At 39.7% G+C, this 20,030-nt stretch carries 6 protein-coding genes, 1 tRNA gene and 3 rRNA genes; 5 read left to right on the forward strand and 5 right to left on the reverse strand.

Annotation, left to right across the window (positions count from 1 at the left end; translation table 11 throughout):
* Positions 1-94 precede the first annotated feature (94 nt).
* From E0946_RS04345 to E0946_RS04360, 4 genes are read left to right on the forward strand one after another with little or no spacing between them, the layout of a single operon-like run.
* Positions 95-4,378 (forward strand): sigma 54-interacting transcriptional regulator, encoded by a 4,284-nt coding sequence (locus E0946_RS04345; RefSeq protein ID WP_133201255.1) that lies wholly within the window; start codon positions 95-97, stop codon positions 4,376-4,378.
* A 14-nt stretch (positions 4,379-4,392) separates the two neighbouring features.
* Positions 4,393-7,239 (forward strand): helicase C-terminal domain-containing protein, encoded by a 2,847-nt coding sequence (locus E0946_RS04350; protein ID WP_133201256.1) that lies wholly within the window; start codon positions 4,393-4,395, stop codon positions 7,237-7,239.
* Positions 7,239-8,174, forward strand: coding sequence for a UDP-N-acetylmuramate dehydrogenase (murB, locus tag E0946_RS04355; RefSeq protein WP_243713748.1), 936 nt, complete (start codon positions 7,239-7,241; stop codon positions 8,172-8,174). The genes E0946_RS04350 and murB overlap by 1 nt, the downstream gene beginning before the upstream one ends.
* The gene (locus E0946_RS04360; protein ID WP_133201257.1) at positions 8,171-8,959 is read left to right on the forward strand and encodes an ABC transporter permease; all 789 of its coding nucleotides are present in this window, start codon (positions 8,171-8,173) and stop codon (positions 8,957-8,959) included. The genes murB and E0946_RS04360 overlap by 4 nt, the downstream gene beginning before the upstream one ends.
* 17 nt (positions 8,960-8,976) lie before the next feature.
* On the opposite strand, the gene E0946_RS04365 is transcribed toward E0946_RS04360, so the two are convergent.
* The 5 genes from E0946_RS04365 to E0946_RS04385 form a co-directional block, all read right to left on the reverse strand.
* Positions 8,977-10,128 carry a deoxyguanosinetriphosphate triphosphohydrolase family protein gene (locus E0946_RS04365; RefSeq protein WP_133201258.1) on the reverse strand — a complete coding sequence of 384 codons (1,152 nt, stop codon included), beginning with the start codon at positions 10,126-10,128 and terminating at the stop codon, positions 8,977-8,979.
* 571 nt (positions 10,129-10,699) lie between these two features.
* A 5S ribosomal RNA gene (gene rrf / locus E0946_RS04370) occupies positions 10,700-10,816 on the reverse strand.
* Positions 10,817-10,914: 98 nt separating this feature from the next.
* Positions 10,915-13,859: ribosomal RNA gene (locus tag E0946_RS04375) — 23S ribosomal RNA — on the reverse strand.
* Positions 13,860-13,922: 63 nt separating this feature from the next.
* Positions 13,923-14,000 (reverse strand) — tRNA-Ile (locus E0946_RS04380).
* 64 nt (positions 14,001-14,064) lie between these two features.
* A 16S ribosomal RNA gene (locus E0946_RS04385) occupies positions 14,065-15,619 on the reverse strand.
* The 16S, 23S and 5S rRNA genes sit together here with 1 tRNA gene alongside, the layout of an rRNA operon.
* A 492-nt stretch (positions 15,620-16,111) precedes the next feature.
* Between E0946_RS04385 and E0946_RS04390 the strand changes: the two genes are divergently transcribed.
* Complete coding sequence (locus E0946_RS04390) at positions 16,112-20,023, forward strand: FlgD immunoglobulin-like domain containing protein (RefSeq protein ID WP_243713749.1); 3,912 nt, start codon at positions 16,112-16,114, stop codon at positions 20,021-20,023.
* Positions 20,024-20,030 lie beyond the last annotated feature (7 nt).

Genomic DNA, 20,030 nt, shown 5'->3' on the forward strand with positions numbered 1-20,030 from the left:
TTGAAAATAGCTGATTATTTTTCTTGACAGTATAGTGTAAATATAATTTACAACTCTAATGTAAATGCTTCGTTTTAAAACAGAGGTAAAAAATATGACGGAAGGTTTAACACAACAGTTACATAATTATATAAGTCAGCGCTTTTCGCTGTCAAAGGTCTTGAACCTTTTACTGGACAAATCACATAGCCATTTGATAGAGATTACAGGAAAAGCTGGCTCAGGAAAGTCATACCTGATAAAACCTCTGATGGAAACTCTTCAAAATACTTACGAAAAAGTATATTTCTACTCGCCTCACCCCCTTTATCTCAATCAATTTTCTCTGCTACTACCCATAATAAGTGATGTTGAACCTGACGCCTTGGAAGAATTTTATCAGAAATACAATCAACAATATCGCACGGGCAGAAAATATGATTTTTTCTACTATCTCACAGAGCAGTTGAATAGACATAACTTACTGACTCCTCGTGCAATAATCATAGATGACGGTGATATTTTAGATAAATATAGCCGGGATTATTTACAGTATCTGGTACAATATGCTGAAGACAGTGGTATTCAAATAGTTTTTCTTTCTCAGCAGCGTCTTTTCCCTTTTGCCCATTGGGAGATAGTTCCGCCTTTAACCGTGGAAGATGTTCAAAATATAATACAACTTGCCTTTCCTGAAGCAGTAGAAAATATCAGTAAAGAAAGTGAGATTTTGCAGAAGATAGTTGAAGGTAATATGCTTATCCTGGAAAAGATTTTCAATGATATGCAATTGGGGAAAAACGGAACTGAATTTGATTTAACTCCATTTCTGGATAAAAATTATGACCCCTTACAGATATATTTTGAAACTTTGGAAAATCTTCCTGAAAACCAGAAAGAATTGCTACTCAGTATGTTTATTTTAGACCAGAAATTCAACGAAGATAATATCAAAAATATAAGTGGCAAAAAAAACATTAAAAAAGACCTGGAAAAATTGTACAACGCTGGATTAATAGAACATCCTGATTTGGATTGGGTAGTCCAGAAAAAAGTTTCTATGATGGTTTGGCTGGAACAGCATCCGGAAGCTCTGTCTTCTCCCTTGATTCAAAAACTTCTGGATAACTTAGCAGAAGATAAAAGTGAAGAACAAATCAAGGTAAAAATTTTGATGCAGATGAATAAATATGAAGCTTCAGCTTTTGAAGCGGTCATAAAAGAACTGGAAAATCTATCTGATAATGATAGCTTGCTGCAGCTTTATCAATATCAACTTCAGCATATTAAGAAGCCTGACAGACAAATGCTCATCCATAAAAATATTGGCTTAGCTTATGCCAATTCCAACAAGAAAGATGAAGCCATAGAATATCTTCGTCAGAGCTTGCACATCTGCACGGAAAACTTATTACCGGCAGAAGAAATTGTCTATTTGCTCGCCAGTAATCTTTTTGCGGTAAATTCTACTGCCTTTGCTTTGGAAATAATCAATAAATATTCCCCCGAGACCATAGACCCTTACTGGAAATTGAAGATATCTCTTCTTAAAGCTGATATCCTGGGTGAAACAGAAGACTATGATTCCGCACTGGAAGAACTGGAAAAAATCAGCCATCAAAGTACCTCTATCAACGATAAAGATAAACGCCTTTTGCTGCAAGGTGAAACCAGAAAAATTAAAGGTAAAATCCTTTACTATATTAATGAATGGGAACAATCTGAGGAGAATTTTAAAGAGGCGGAAAAATTCTTTAGTCTTGCCAATGACCATAGTGGATTGGCTGCTGTATATAATAATCTGGCAGTACTTTATATGTTTCAAGGAGATTGGGATAGAAGTGAACAATATTTTCTGAAAAGTCTGGCTTTGGAAAAGGAACATTTCAATCTAAACGGAATCTCTATCTGCTATAATAACCTCGGTGGTCTGATGGATGATAAAGGTGACGGTCAAAAATCATTGATGTATCTGGAAGAAGCACTTAAACTACAAAAAATGCTTAATGAACCTTATAATATCACAAATATATATAATAATATTGGCATCACCTGGATGGACCATAATGAATATGATAAAGCAGAAGAAGCCTTAAAAAATTCACTACAGACGGCAGTAGACTTTGGATTTTATCGCAATATTATAGCATCATTAAACAATCTGGGCGCTCTTTACTTCAAAAAAGGTGACTGGGCACAATCCATAGCACTTTATGAACAGGCAATCAAAAAAAGTGAGGAGAACAATTTTACTGAGGGATTACTTCGCTCTTTCAATAACTTAGGTGAAGTTTATGAGAAACAGGATGAACTGACTCTGGCTTATGATTTATATTTTAAAGGTTTAGAATTACTTCCCTCTGTTAATGACGATTTCATTAAGGCTGATTTGTATGGTAATCTGGGAAGTGTGCTCACTAAACTGCATAAATTTAAAGAAGCATATACCTATCTGGTGGAAAGTCTGGATTTCTTCAAATCTATCAATGCGAGAGATAAAATCATAGAGGGATATCAAAAACAAGCTTACTACTTCATTTTAACCAGAAATTATGACAGTGCAGAATATTATTTAACCGAAGCGATGAATATGGCAAGTGAAGGAAATCGCTTGTTTGAATTAGGGAAAATTCATTATCTCAGAGCATTACTGGAGCGGAAAAATCTGGAATCCGCTAAAGAACATCTGCACCAGGCTATAGAACTTTTTGTGGAGACCTCCAATAATTATGAACTTTCTTTGGCAAATTATGAGCTGGCAGAGGTTCTTTTTGACTTAAAAGAATGGGAAGCTGCTCTGGAAATATTAAAGACTAATAAGAAAATATTACAGAAATATGGTTCTATCAAGCTTCTGGAGAAGAATGATATTTTAATGCAGAAGATTTCCCGGGAATATTCTTCACAATTAAGAGATGTTAAGTTTGAAGAAAATCTGCTTAACCAATTCTATGAAATAACTCAAAGGCTAAATACTATCTCGGATCTGGATGTGCTTATAGAACAAACACTTTCTGGACTAATTGACATATCAGAAGCAGATGGAGGAATACTCTGTCTGCATAGAAGTGAGACCGTTCCAGATTCCTGGGAATATAAGATATTCCAGAATTTTTCTTCAGAGAATAAGTATTATGATATCTTTATGAATCTCTGTAATATGGCATATAATACAAACAGCATAAAAGACTTCAAGCAACCGCATTTTGCTCCTTCCTACAATCATATCATAGTGCTTCCGCTTTTCATAAGAAAGAATGTTCTGGGAACGGTGTTACTTTTTGCTCAAAGCGGTTCACACTATTTCTCTGAACGTATCATAAATCTGCTCAGTGCACTCACCAATCAAGCAATTGTCACCATAGAAAATATTCGTTCTGCTGGTCTGGAAAAAACGCATAATAGCATCAGAGAACAACTTAATATGGGAAATGTATACTCTGATATTATTGGACAAAGTCCAGAGATGCTCAAGATTTTTGATATAATAGAAAAGGTAAAAGACACACCTACAACTGTCCTTCTGGAAGGACCAAGTGGAACTGGTAAAGAACTTTTAGCTCGTGCTTTGCACTATAGAAGCAATCGTAGGAATAAAGCGTTCGTAGCTCAATATTGTGGTGCTTTGCCTGAAACTCTTTTGGAAAGCGAACTTTTTGGTCATGTTAAAGGTTCGTTCACTGGAGCTGCATATGACAAGAAAGGCCTTTTTGAAATAGCAGATGGGGGCACTTTCTTTTTGGATGAAATAGCGGATATAACTCCCAGCACTCAGGCTAAGCTGCTTCGTTTTCTGCAGGAAGGTGAAATCAAAAGAGTTGGTTCCACAAAGACAGAAAAAGTTGATGTCCGCGTTGTTTGTGCCACTAATGTTCCTTTAGAAGAAAGGGTTAAATCAGGAGCTTTCCGTCTGGACCTGTATTATAGATTGAATGTAATCCGCATAGAAGTTCCACCCTTAAAAAATCGGACTGGTGATATTCCGCTGCTGGCAATCCATTTTCTGGATAAATATAACACCAGAATGGGAAAGAATGTTCAAGGATTCACTGATGAAGCAATGAAAATGCTGGAACAATATGATTGGCCCGGAAATGTTAGACAGCTGGAAAATGAAATAGAACGAGCTGTTACTTTGGCTGAAGATGCTTCTTTTATTAGAGGTACCGATTTTTCTGATGAAGTGCGCCGCTATATTGAAAATCAGAAAACCATCAGTATCCTTTCTGGACGGAAAACATTAAAAGATGCAATGGAAGAACTGGAACGTAAAATGATTCAAGATGCAATGGAAGCTTTTGATTGGAATCAAACTCAAGCAGCAAAAGAACTGGGAATCTCACGTCAAGGCTTGATTCAGAAACTAAAACGCTATAATCTCTATAAAGAGGGCGAATAGGAAATCCCTCACTAATGGAAAAAGAAGAGCTGGCTGGTTTAAAGAATAATCTGGATTTTGTAGCTATTGATACAGAAACCACAGGCCTGGACCCTTCCCGTGATGAAATTATAGAATTAGCTGCCACCCGTTTCAAATCAGGGAAAATTGAAGACCAATTCTCCACGCTGGTTAAACCACATCGGGGAATGCCAAAATATATAGAATTTCTCACTCATATTAATCCTGATGATTTATCCACCGCTCCTGAAGCAAAAATTGCCCTGAAGGATTTATTCTCTTTTGTCGGAGATTCCGTTCTGGTGGGACATAATGTACCTTTTGATATCGGATTCATAAACCATCATTCCGCTTTAAATAAAGGTGCTGTTCTAACTAGTAAATTCTGGGATACACAAGAAATATCAAGAGTCTATTTCCCCTTCGTCAGTGACCATAAACTAAGCACTATGCTAAAGTTTTTCCATATTACCCCGGAAGCTGCTCATAGAGCTACTGCCGATGCTGAAGCAAGTGGTCTACTTTTGATAGCTATGACCGAACACATTATCAAGCACCATTCAATGATGACTAATGCTCGCTTGCTGGACCTCAGTAAACAGGCTCAACTGAATAATTCCTTGTATGATTATCTCCATTTACTGGTGGAATATCAAAGAAGCTATGTGCTGAAAGGAGAACACACTACTCCTCTTGACTATGCGAAACCAAATGTGATAGAAAATGATATTCCCTTCCATAATATTTCGCTGGATGAGGTTTTCAATTCCGAAGGTCTGCTTTCTCAGAAGTTTCCTCATTTTGAATTCCGTTCTGGTCAATTGGAAATGGCAAATAAAGTGAAAGAAGCTTTTCAAAATACTAAACATCTGGCAATTGAAGCTGGAACTGGAGTAGGAAAATCTTTTGCCTACCTCGTTCCGGCTATGATTTTTGCCCATAAGAATAAAACTCGGGTAGTGGTCTCTACTAATACCAAAAATCTGCAAGACCAGCTTTTTTATAAAGACCTACCTCAATTGAAAAAGATGCTGCCTCTGCCCTTTAAAGCCTCACTGGTTAAAGGTAGAGAAAATTATGTCTGTGAAAGAAGATGGAATGATATGTTGATGGAACAATCTACTGCTTTAATTCCTTATGAAGCTCAGGCATTGCTCTATCTTTATATTTGGAAACAGCTCACAAAATCTGGAGATATCTCGGAAAATTCATCCTTTGACCGAAAACGTTTTAATATCATCTGGAAAAGAATCTGTTCCGACCGTTATCAATGTATGGGAAGAAAATGTCCCCACTCTGGTAAATGCTATGTGCTCAATCTTAGAAAACATATAGAAAATTCAACTATCGTAGTTACTAATCATTCCCTACTGCTAACTGATTTAAGAATGGAAAATACCACCCTGGGGAAGTATGATTATCTGGTGGTAGATGAAGCTCATAATTTAATGGACTCTGCGTCAAAAAATCTTGGATTTGAGGTTGGATATCAAGATTTAGTAAATCTGTTTAATCAGTTCGCTCCAGCTACAAAAAGGAAAAATGTGGGTCTTCTTAATCAGCTTGATTTTATGCTTAAAAGAAGTGTTATCCCTGAAACCAGCAATGAACAAATCCAGATGATTACAAAAAGTCTGAGTGAACAAATCAGCACTATGCGTAAGATTTCGCTGGAACTTTTCACTGAAGCACAAGACCTTTGTCAACAGGCAGATTCCTATTCAAAACTGAGAATTAAAAATCCCGAAGATTTCCCCCATTTATATGAATCACTGGATAAGCTGAATAAACAGTGGCACTCTTTCCTGAAACAACTATCCAATTTAGCTGATACCTTTTCTATGCTAAACAGCAAACAAGTTCCCAATTACGACACCCTAAATGAATCCATAAACGGTTTAGTAAAAAGAAGTGTAGATATCCAGGTTGGTCTGGATATTCTGGAAAATCCAGATTTGATGAATAATGCACTCTGGATAGAAAATGACTTGCGTCCCGACCCAAAAACTCCTGTCTCTACTTTTTGCTATGCACCCGTTGATGTGTCTCTCCAGTTAAACGAAATGCTTTATAAGAATATTCCGAGTATTATTTTTACTTCTGCTACTCTTGCTTTACGCCAATCTTTTAAATACTTTTTTACTCAAAGTGGATTAAGCCTGATTCCACCTGAACAATTGGACGAATATATTGTAGATTCTCCCTTTGATTACGATAAACAGTCACTCCTGATGATAAGTAGCTTTCTACCTGAGCCCAAGGACCGTTTCTTTATCAATCAAGCCTTAGGATGTGTTGAACAACTGGTTCTTTCCGTTGATGTTGGCACAATGATTCTCTTTACGAATTACAAGGACTTAAACAGTGTATATGATTATCTAAGTGAGCCTCTGTATCATCGTAAAAGACCGCTTTTTGCTCAGGGAAAAACTTATAGCCGCTCCTCTATGCTGGAAGAATTTAAAAGTTATAAAAATGCCGTCCTATTGGGAACCAATTCTTTCTGGGAAGGTGTTGATATTCAAGGTGATTCACTTTCTATGCTTATCCTTTTTAAATTGCCTTTTCAAGTGCCTTCTGAACCTATTGTGGAAGCTCTGATTGACAAACTTAATACCGAGAATAAAGATTCTTTTATGCACTATATGCTCCCAAATGCTCTGCTTAAATTAAGACAGGGTTTTGGAAGACTTATTCGTAGTAAAGAAGACCGCGGTATCGTTCTGATAATGGATTCACGCGTCTCAAATAAATACTATGGAAAATATTTTAAAGAAGTGCTTCCAGCAAAATGCATGGAAATTAAAAGCGAATTGGAATTGCTAAATGAAGTTATCCGTTTTTTCAATGTGAGTAAGTAATGATGTTAGCTCAACTGATAAAAGAACAATTACCCGCCCTAATTGAGAAAGGAAATATCCGTTTTGATGTACCTTTAGCTCCCTATACCAGTTTTAAGATTGGAGGTCCAGCGGAAGTATTCTGCCAACCGCAAAATATAGAGGAACTGATTGATATATTGAAAGTTGCCCTCAGTTTTAATATACCTTACTTCATCCTCGGTAATGGTTCTAATTTATTGATAAGCGATAAAGGTGTAGATGGCATCGTAATTCAGACTTCTGCACTGAATCAACTAAAACACGAAGGAAATTTAATAGAAGCATACTGTGGCGCTACTTTAAAAGACTTATGCTATTTTGCTAAGGAAGAAGGACTTTCCGGATTGGAATTCGCCTCTGGAATCCCAGGAACAGTCGGTGGCGCAGTTTTTATGAATGCTGGTGCTTATGGCTCGGAAATAAAAGATGTCCTTCTTAGTAGTGACTATCTGGAGCCCAATCTGGATAGCTTAAATTCTTTAAATCCCATCAAGCATCTCAATGCTAACGAACATAATTTTGCCTACCGCAAAAGTATCTTTCAAGAAAAAAACCTTATTCATATTAAAAGTGTCTTTCAACTTCAACCAGAAGACCCAAACATCATAACCGAAAAAATGCGCTCCTTTGAAGAAAAGAGAACGGAAAAACAGCCATTAGACCTTCCCAGTGCCGGTTCTGTATTTAAAAGACCAGAAGGATTTTATACTGGTAAATTGATAGAACAATGCGGCTTACGTGGTTATCAAATAGGTAAAGCGGCAATCTCGGAAAAACACTGTGGTTTTATCGTAAATCTGGGTGGAGCTACTGCAGCTGATGTTTTAGCTTTAATTAAATATGTGCAAGAAACTGTCTATAATAGATTTGGAGTTAAGCTGGAAACTGAAATACGATTTTTGGGTAAAGAATGAAAAAGAACGCTTCTCAATATTATCTCCCTATCCTGTTTTTCATAGTAATCATCCTAATCTGGCAATATTTAAGCTCCAGAACTGTTGTTGCCTTCTGGATTCTGCCTTCACCTAAAGAGATTATTCAGGTCTTTAAAGAATTTCCTGAATTAATCTGGTCTCATATGAAACCAACTATCATTGAAAGCGTTTCTGGACTACTTCTGGCAACTATCTTGGGTGTGTTAACCGCTTTAGCTATGCATAGTTCAAAAATTATTAAACAGATTTTCTATCCCTATCTGGTTGTTTCACAGACCATTCCCATCATTGCTGTGGCACCTCTAATAGTTCTCTGGTTTGGTTATGGCATTCCAGCTAAAATCTTTGTTGTAGTATTGATGTGCTTTTTCCCTATAGCTTTGGGTCTGTATGATGGTTTAAAACAGGTCTCGCAAGAACAAATCAGACTTTTAAAATCAATGGGGGCAAGCGATTGGAAGATTTATCGCTATTTGAAAATACCCGCTTCCTTACCTGCATTCTTTACTGGACTAAAACTTGCTGCCACTTATAGTGTTATGGCTGCTGTAATTGGTGAATGGTTAGGTGGAAATGCTGGTCTCGGAATTTATCTTACTCGCTCTACCAAGTCCTTCCGTACTGCCAGTGTCTTTGCTGCTATAATAGTCATTATCCTACTGAGTTTAGCTATGTTTGGAATAGTGGCATTAATAGATAGAATCCTACTCTCCTGGCAATATAAGAAAATAGAGGAATATGAAGATATATCCTCCTTTAATTAATTAGCTAAAGAATAACTTTACCATTTCCAAGGTAATAAATAGTCCTTAATCTCTTCATTATAATAGCGGTCAGTCATAGTAGCAATAAAATCACGCACTTGCTCAGCAGGAGAAAAACCTTCTCGGTATTCTGGGGATTTATGGTCTAAAAAATGTTTAAAAATCTTGGACTCCCGGTTATTTTTCTCAATGTCTTCCAAATACTTATCAAACATTATTCCCATAGTGCGATAGATGATTTTATTGGATTTTTTCACTTTTTCATTGGTGTAAATATTTTCATAATTGAATTTCTTCAGTTCCAGAAGATAATAAGAAGTTTCTTCATCAAAAGCTATCCAATCCTGTCCATAACTATTAATAATAACGCTTCTAATCAAAGTGTCTATAATCTGACTGTTGGTATTACCCAATTTATCAGTAACCTTTTGGGGCAAATCTTCCCTTTTCAAAAGATTAAAACGAATGGCATCTTCAATATCCTGACCAATGTAAGCAATCGTATCTGTAATTCTAACTACACATCCTTCCAGAGTTGCCGGCATCCAATCAAGTTCCATTCCTTCCTTCTTTAATCTTATATATTCCTGAATCCGAGCTTCATTTTTGTCCTTTTCAGGATATAAAATCGTATTATGCACTTCTCCATCATGAGAAATAATTCCATCTCTTACGGGAAAGGTTAAATTCAATCCTCTTCCTTTACGAGAAATATGGTCTACAATGTGCAAAGATTCAATATTATGATGAAAATGCCCTATACCATGTCTAACACAAGCATCAGATAAAGCTATCTCTCCATCATGACCAAAAGGGGGATGTCCTAAATCGTGACCCAACGCAATAGCTTCTATTAATTCTGTGTTCAATCCTAAATACTTGCCAATAGTGCGAGAAATCTGAGAAACATAAGCTATGTGCAAATTCCGATTGGTCATCTCTTCATCAATCAAATTAGTAAAGGAAAAAACCTGAGTTTTACCATGATACCTGCGATATGCACCACTATACAATATCCTATCTCTATCTACGGCAAATTGAGTGCGCATATCATCTGGTTCTTCTGGTCTCATTCTTTTAGCATCAGCATCCCGATAGGCTCTCGGACCAAGTGTGCATTCCGATTTTCGCTTTACTTCTTCAAATATCTTATATAATTTATCATCCATTTTATTATCCCTGCCTTAATGCATTACTGTATTATTCATCTATTATAACAATATAACTGGATACATTGTAAAACCAAATCATAACGCTGGGATAAGCATACTTTTTATAAACCTAAGAGGTGTCAGTGATGGTAGTGACCTACTTTTTCACAAGGTTACCCGTTTAATATCAATAGCATAAGCGGTCTTAATTTCTGTGTTAGAATATGAACAGGTGTTTTCCCTATTTTCATAAAATCATTTATAATACTCCCTTTTAATCACGTATTTTATCAAACAAATTCATTTATAAATATCTTAGCTCTCTCTTGGCTCTTTCCTATTACTTCAGCTAAGTAATCGTCAGTATGGAGATAAGTTAGGGTTAAGTTAGAGTAATAATCAAAATATTTACAATATATTTGATATATAGTAATTTCTTGTACTATCCTAAGCTACATAAACGCTGTAAGATATGAATGGTATTTAAATTGGGGAATCGATAAATATCAATTTTCACTTCAATAGTTTTTATCTTACTTAGAGCGCCAATTTCACTACATTTTCTTTTTATAAACCTAAGAGGCGTCAGTGATGGTGGTGCCCTACTCTTCCACACAGTTACCCATGCAGTACCATCGGCGTAAGCGGTCTTAACTTCTGTGTTCGGGATGGGAACAGGTGTTTCCCCGCTGCTATAGCCACCATCACTGACGCCTCTCGTCAAACTTGTATCTTAGTTCTGATATCTATTATTTTTGGCATCAGGATAGTTTAGCGGTGTAAGGAGTTCACACAGAAAGATAGTAGTGAAAGTCAATTGACCGATTAGTATCACTCGGCTGAAGTGGTTACCCACCTTACACCTGTGACCTATCAAGGTGGTAGTCTACCACCGGTCTCATGGGAAATCTCATCTTGGAGTAGGCTTCCCGCTTAGATGCTTTCAGCGGTTATCCCGTCCGAACATGGCTACCCGGCAATGCAATGGGCATCACAACCGGTACACCAGAGGTCCGTCCACACCGGTCCTCTCGTACTAGATGCGGATCTCCTCAAATTTCCTACGCCCACGAAGGATAGGGACCGAACTGTCTCACGACGTTCTGAACCCAGCTCGCGTAACTCTTTAATCGGCGAACAGCCGAACCCTTGGGACCTTCTTCAGCCCCAGGATGAGTTGAGCCGACATCGAGGTGCCAAACACCGCCGTCGATATGAACTCTTGGGCGGTATCAGCCTGTTATCCCCGGAGTACCTTTTATCCTTTGAGCAACGGCCCTTCCATTCAGGACCGCCGGATCACTAAGACCTGGTTTCCCACCTGCTCGACCCGTCAGTCTCGCAGTCAAGCTCCCTTATGCCTTTATACTCTTAGGCTGATTACCAACCAGCCAGAGGGAACCTTGGTAAGCCTCCGTTACTCTTTAGGAGGCGACCGCCCCAGTCAAACTGCCCACCTGGCAATGTCCAATGCCCTCAGCATCGTTAGTAAACCAATACAGTAAGGGTGGTATTTCAAGGTCGGCTCCACGCACACTGGCGTGCACGCTTCCCAGCCTCCCACCTATCCTACACATACTGCACCAGTTTACAATGCCAAGCTACAGTAAAGGTTCACGGGGTCTTACCGTCCGTTCGCGGGTAAGCGGCATCTTCACCGCTACTTCAATTTCACCGAGCCCCTGGTTGAGACAGCGCCCAAATCGTTACACCATTCGTGCAGGTCGGAACTTACCCGACAAGGAATTTCGCTACCTTAGGACCGTTATAGTTACGGCCGCCGTTTACCGGGGCTTCGTTTCGAAGCTTCTCCTAACTGTTCCCAGTTAGGATAACCTCTCCACTTAACCTTCCGGCACCGGGCAGGTGTCAGTCTATATACCGTGGCTTTCGCCTTCGCATAGACCTGTGTTTTTGGTAAACAGTCGCTTGGGCCTCTTCACTGCGACCCCCTCTGGCTCCAGATGTGCTCCTTCACCATAACGGGGTACCCCTTCTCCCGAAGTTACGGGGCCATTTTGCCTAGTTCCTTAACCAGAGTTCGCTCGAACACCTTAGGATATTCTCCTCGCCCACCTGTGTCGGTTTGCGGTACGGTCTCTGCATAACTGACGCTTAGAAGCTATTTCTCGGCAATGTATCTAAGCAGACTTTATGGCTTACGCCTCGTCCTACGCCTCGGAGTCCCTGTGATGTGGATTTGCCTGCATCACCTCCTACACGCATTCAACGGCTATTCCAACAGCCGTCCCTGCCGCACCATCGCGTCACTCCATCGCATTATGCAAAGGTTCAGGAATATTAACCTGATTCCCTTCAGCTTCGCCTTGCCGCTATACCTTAGGGACCGACTAACCCTGAGAAGATTATCTTTACTCAGGAATCCTCGGGCTTGTGGTGTGCGGGTTTCTCACCCGCATTATCGTTACTCATGCCGACATGGTCTCTTGTGTACACTCCAGCATACCTCCCAGTATACCTTCTCCGTATACACAATGCTCTCCTACCAGTAACCTATCTAATCCTCAGTTTTATCCAAAAATTAAATCTATGGCTACTCCGCAGCTTCGGTAAGATGCTTAAGTCCCGATTATCTTCGGTGCACTACCACTCGACCAGTGAGCTGTTACGCACTCTTTAAATCATGGCTGCTTCTAAGCCAAGATCCTGGCTGTCTCTGCAATTGCACATCCTTTAGCACTTAACACCTATTTAAGGACCTTAGCTGACAGTCTGGGTTCTTCCCCTCTCGCACGTGAAGCTTATCCCCCACGCCCTGTCTCCCAGAAATCAATTAATAGCATTCGGAGTTTGATTGGGTTCAGTAAGCCTATAAGCCCCCTAGCCCATTCAGTGCTCTACCTCTATTAATCTCTCCTGAGGCCATACCTAAATATGTTTCGAAGAGAACCAGCTATCTCCGGGTTTGATTGGCCTTTCACCCCTACCCCCAGTTCATCCACCGCCTTTTCAACGACGGTTGGTGCGGCCCTCCAGCTGGTTTTACCCAACCTTCAGCCTGACCAGGAGTAGATCACCCGGTTTCGGGTCTAATGCCTTAAACTATCACGCCTATTTACGACTCGCTTTCGCTACGGCTACGTGCCTGTAACACTTAACCTCGCTTAAAACATTAACTCGTCGGCTCATTATGCAAAAGGCACGCCATCACCAGTAACTTACGCTACCAGCTCTGACCGCTTGTAGGCACAAGGTTTCAGGTTCTATTTCACTCCCCTCCCGGGGTCCTTTTCACCTTTCCCTCACGGTACTGCTACGCTATCAGTCACCAAATGTATTTAGCCTTACGAGATGGTCCTCGCTGATTCACCCAGGATTCCTCGTGCCCCAGGCTACTCGGGATCCGACTACCAATAATTACCTATTTCAACTACAGGACTATCACCCTCTACGGTCGACCTTTCCAGATCGGTTCGCCTATAAGTAATTACCAGACCTCGCCGTCCCTCTACCCCGACTCTGCGCCGGTTTAGGCTAATCCCCTTTCGCTCGCCACTACTCAGAGAATCGTTGTTACTTCCTCTTCCTCTGGCTACTAAGATGTTTCAGTTCACCAGGTTCGCCTCCCCTTACGGAGATGTCAAGATTTCACTCCTGACAGGTTTCCCCATTCGGATATCCCCGGATCAAAGCTCGCTTACAGCTCCCCGAGGCTTTTCGCAGTTCGCCACGTCCTTCATCGCCATTTGGTGCTTAGGCATCCACCTTGCGCCCTTTGCTCTTTACACCACTTTATCCTTCTGTGTGCATTCTCTCACACCGCTACACTATATATTGATAGGAAAAAGAACTGGTGGGCCTGGGCTGACTTGAACAGCCGACCTCACGCTTATCAGGCGTGCGCTCTAACCAAACTGAGCTACAAGCCCGAGAAAAAAAATAAGACTATAGAGATTTGTTTGAGACCATTAAGTCATAATATTGTCACCGTATAAAGGAGGTGATCCAGCCGCACCTTCCGGTACGGCTACCTTGTTACGACTTAGTCCTCCTCGCGAAGCACACCTTCGAAAGCTGCCTCCCTTGCGGGTTAGCTCACCTCCTTCGGGTGCACTCCACTCGGCTGACTTGACGGGCGGTGTGTACAAGGCCCGGGAACGTATTCACCGCGCCATGATGTTGCGCGATTACTAGCGATTCCGACTTCATGAGGCCGAGTTGCAGACCTCAATCCGAACTGCGGCAGCTTTTCTGAGTTTCGCTCCTCATTACTGAATCGCATCCCTCTGTAACTGCCATTGTAGCACGTGTGTAGCCCCGGCCATAAGGACCATGATGACTTGACGTCGTCCCCATCTTCCTCTGCGTTGTTACCGCAGCGGTCCCTCCAGAGTCCCCAACTTAATGATGGTAACTGAAGGCAAGGGTTGCGCTCGTTGCGGGACTTAACCCAACATCTCACGACACGAGCTGACGACAGCCATGCAGCACCTGTCTCACGGCTCCAGCTTACGCCGGCACAGCTCCATCTCTGAAGCCTCCCGTGGATGTCAAAACCGGGTAAGGTTCTTCGCGTTGCCTCGAATTAAACCACATGCTCCACCGCTTGTGCGGGCCCCCGTCAATTCCTTTGAGTTTCAACCTTGCGATCGTACTCCCCAGGCGAATCACTTATCGCGTTAGCTCCGACACCGAATCCATCTAGAACCCGACATCTAGTGATTATCGTTTACTGTGTGGACTACCAGGGTATCTAATCCTGTTTGATCCCCACACCTTCGCAGTTAAGCGTCAATTACGGCCTAGAAGACTGCCTTCGCCTTCGGTATTCCTCCTGATCTCTGCGCATTCCACCGCTACACCAGGAATTCTGTCTTCCCCTACCGCATTCCAGACCTACAGTATCTCCTGCTCTACTACAGTTGAGCCGTAGCCTTTAACAAAAAACTCGTAGATCCGCCTACCTGCCCTTTACGCCTAGTAATTCCGGACAACGCTCGCAACCCCCGTGTTACCGCGGCTGCTGGCACGGAGTTAGCCGTTGCTTATTCCTATACTACTATCCCTCTATATATACTATCCATATATATAGCACTGCTCGTATAGAAAAGAACTTTACACCCCGAAGGGCTCCCTCGTTCACGCGGCGTCGCACTATCAGCCTTCCGGCCATTGTAGACTATTCTCGACTGCTGCCTCCCGTAGGAGTCTGGGCCGTATCTCAATCCCAGTGTGGGCGACCACCCGTTAAGGCCGCCTATCTATCATCGCCTTGGTGAGCTCTTACCTCACCAACTAACTAATAGACCGCAGGCTCATCCCTAAGCGACAACTTTCGCCATCCTTTTAAATGCAATCTCTCGCACTCTCATCCGGTATTAGCCCAAGTTTCCCTGGGTTGTCCCCGTCTTAAGGGTAGATTCCTACGTGTTACTCACCCGTTCGCCACTCTCAAACTCTATCTTACGATAAAGCCCTACCGTCCGACTTGCATGCCTAATCCACGCCGCCAGCGTTCGTCCTGAGCCAGGATCAAACTCTCCATAATAAAGATTCAAATAAATTGACAAGAGCTTTTCCTCGCATCCCCACTCTATAAAGCTTTTAAAGAACATCCATAGGCTAAATTAACAATATCAAATATCAGTTAGATCATAAAGAATAATATAAGCTTTTTTGTCAAGAACAAAAATACATTTTTTTTGATTGAATTGACTTAGCAATTGGTTTATTATCGTTCAAGTTAAACTATATCAATTAGATAGAATCACGAAGAAAAATTATAAAAAAATTTAAAAGTCGCAATTTGATATGACTTCTATGGGTAACGAACTCATAAAGCTTATAGGATTTCTTCTGTTTATTAAGATAAGATAGGTAATAATATCCTCTAACTTCCTGAGTTTATATTAACTGAATATTAATTAGTAATAGGGATGCGGAGTAAAATTGGTTTTCAAAACCGTGATTGTGATATAGCAAAAAATCCTTGACTAATAAGTTGAAGTAGATAAATGAAAAATATGCAAAAATATCAAAAATGGTGGAAGAAATGAGAAAGCTATGGTTAGCTCTTATATTATTATCTCTATGCGTTTTCACACAGGCAATAATAGTAGAAACAGGGTCCTTAAATAATTTTCTAACTGGGCATGAACCTGCTTGTGCTTATGATAATTGGATTTCCCATTTAGCAGAAGGAATTGCTATTCCTAATTACAATTTATATGCACCTTATGACAGACAGACCAATGGTTTTGGAGACTTTAGCTTACCCACAGCCAGTGATTTGGTTTACTGGAACGATATGCTTTCTTTATTTTTTGCTGGTGATTATAATGGTGCTCAATCCATTTTAAATAATAATAATTGTCCATATCAGATAGTAGAATTCCACGATACTGATACAGGCAAAACTCTTTATATACTTCGTGAGATTCCCAATATGCAATATTATGATGATAATGGGACGGAAGATCCATATGATGATGAAGCAGGCGCTTTTGTGTATGGTTGGGGTATTTTTATCTATTATCCTGAGGGCACAAAACCTGTTATTGTAACCGTTCCTCATCCTTGTGATGATTTTCCCACCCCGAGGATGGGACTTCAGGCTTTTAATGTTTGGGATGCACAACATTTAATGATAAATGGAGCAGGAAGGGAGGTTAGATGGACAAATCAAGGTACATATACAAATTCCAAATCTCTTTCTGATGCTATACGTAATCCTACTCATCCCTTTAATTATGTCTACAAAAAGGCTGCAGATTATTTAAGGGACACATTTCATTGTAGAGAATGGTCCTGCCAGATTCATTCTTATGATTGGAACAGGCATCAGGGTTATGCAAATTGCCAGATTTCTGCAGGAAATCCACGTCCTTGTCCAAATCTTCCAATTCGTGATTTATCTCCTTTAAAGAATGATTTGATTAATCATGGGCATCATCTAATGATTCCCTCAAATACTGTAGGAATACATAATGATGTCTATCTGAACGATTTTTATGCTGTAAATTATAGCATTCATGATTTTATTTTTACTGATGGAGAGCATACCTATCCAGTTAATAATCAGATTGATTTGCCTGCTTATTCAGAAAATCAACAAATGCTTTATTCTCAAGCAGGAACAACAGATTATGATGTTTTTGAGCCTTTTTTTCATATAGAAATGGATGAGCTGCCCAATTCTTACCGGGAATCCTTGCATAATTACTATTGGTTTTATGGCTGGAATGAACTTCTGGGAAAATGGGATATGGATAATCTTTTTACGCATTTTTTGGAATATTATGATAGATGGATTTATGATATAGAACCCGTCTTAGAGGCAATGTTTCAGATGGATGATGGTCAGCCACCAATTGCTCCTTCCAATTTAGCAGTATTTAATCAATCTTTAAACAGTGTCACTCTCACCTGGACAAAAGGCTCTGCTTTTGATTTTGATAGTTATGAAATTTATTATGCGACAGAACCTATAGATGAATCTAACTATCAAATCTTTGATCGCAATAATAATGCTTTTTTAGCTTCTCCGGACTGTGAAAGAATAGAAGTGACAGGATTGAATAATTCCTACAATTATTATTTTAAAATCCGAGCACGGGATAAAAATCAAAACTACTCAGGCTTATCTAATGAAGTAACCACTTCCTTAGCTCCAGTCACAATTTCATCTTTCTCAGCCTATGGATTAGATAGTACTGTTCGTTTATACTGGCAGATTGGTGCTCAGCAGAACAATCAAGGCTTTAAGATATATCGTAAAGTTGAAAATGGTGAATATGTTTTAGTAGATTCTTGGCTAACTAATCCAGCTTTATCCAATCCTTCTGCTTATTCTTTTGAATGGTGGGATAACGATGTTATGAATAGAACTCGTTATACCTATAAAATTAGCTCTACCAATGTGTATAATGTTGAATTTTTCTACAATATTCCAGCTATAGCAGAACCGAGAGCTATTCATACGATTACGATAAGTAATAGTAGTGGCACACTAACAGACCAGATATCTTTTAGTGCTAATCCTTTTGCCACGGATGGATTTGATAATTACTGGGATGTGACCAAATCAACTCCAACCAGTAATTATGTCTGGAACGCTTTTTGGGAACAGTATTGGGGCACTAATGGCACTCATCTTTCCCGCGAAATCAAAGGTGATTACGATCTGGATAATGAATTGAAGACTTGGGTGATGCGAACTCGTTCTGATCAGATAAATCAAACATTAACCATCAGTGTTTCAGATAATTTTGATCGTGCAGAAAAACTATATCTCTACGATGGAGGCAATGGCGCCTACCATAATCTATTAAGTGGACCTTATCAATATTTAAATTCTAATAGCTCTATTCGCACTATGACATTATTCTGGGGTAATATGCAACCTAAAGTGCTTATCACTTCTATGGCTAATAAGATATATCAAGGTGGGACCACCATTAATTTTAGCTGGAATTATCAATATCCTTTCCTGGTAGACCATCTGGAGCTTTCCATTATTAATGACTCGGGCAGTATACTTCTCAGTCCATCCATTCTCAATAATCAGTTTAGTTTCACCTGGACAGTTCCCAATGATGTTACTGAGATGCAGGATTGTTGTTTTGTCGTAGATGCAGTAGCTATTGACGGGGTAAGGACACGTTTCTGGTCTGATTATCATTTTTCTCTGGTCCCTCAAATGATTCTTTCATATAATGAGCCCGGGTTGAAGATGCGTTCTAATCCTTGGTTAAATTCAGGTTTAAGTTTTAATCAGGTTTTTGGAGAGTCTCAAGCTTATGAATTAAGTCCGGAAGGTTTATGGATTCCAACCGAAGATTACGATTTCGGGAAAGCGTATTGTGTTTTTAGTGATGAAGTATCTTTTTATAGCGGAACCTTCCCTATTCAAAGTAACGAATATTCACTCAATTTAGTTCCCGGTTGGAATTTTATTCCCAATCCACATCTTTGTGCTTATAATCTTGAAGATTTAAGCTTCCTAATGCGAGGAGAACTATTCAATTTTAGTGAAGTACTGGCGCAAAATCTGATTTCTCGAGCAGTTTATGTTTATCGTAATGGAATCTATGAACCCGTCACACGAATAGAACCCTGGGAAGCTTTCTTTATTAGATATGATGGAACGGAAGATTTACAGCCAATAATCAGATTCTATCCTTTCTTTAATGGACCTTCTATAAGCCCTTCGGAACCAGGATTCAAGCTTAAAGTCGTAATGAATGAGGGTGCACCAAATTCCATTGAACTTGGATTACATAAAAACGCAACAGATGACTATGATTTTAAATATGATCTTCTGAAACCATTTCCCTTACCTTATCTGGAGACAAATTCACTCTGGATAAATCTTCCTAATGCTGATAGTACGGATAGCTGGAACTTATATAGTGAGTATAAAGCAGAATTCACTCAACCTAAAGAACAGAAATTCTGGAACATCCGTTTGGAAGCAGTCTCTTTGGAACCAATAACCTTCAATTTTGAAGTGCAGGGGACTACTCCTTCTTGGCAAATTATGATGATGTTAGATGATGTTTCCTATATTGTAGGTACTTCAAATAACTTTATCTGGACTCCTCCAGCTCCGGGGATTTACGAAGGTTATATAAGGGTAAGCAATTATCAAGTAGGCATTGATGACTTTGTGCAAAGTCCTATAAAAGGTCTAAAAATCTATCCTAATCCCTTTAATCCTGAGGTTAATATTTCTTTTTCCACCACTACTAATAATAATGTAAAAATCAATATATACAATATTCGCGGACAGAAGGTAACGACTTTGTATGATGGAAAATTATCTGCAGGTCAGCATACATTTCATTGGAATGGGAAGGATAGCAATGGTCGTTCAGCAGCCAGTGGCATTTATCTGCTCAGAGTGGAAACTGGAAATGAGCATCATACTCTTAAGATGATTTTGATGAAATAGTCTTTCT

Source organism: Candidatus Syntrophosphaera thermopropionivorans (assembly GCF_004353895.1).
Lineage (GTDB): Bacteria > Cloacimonadota > Cloacimonadia > Cloacimonadales > Cloacimonadaceae > Syntrophosphaera > Syntrophosphaera thermopropionivorans.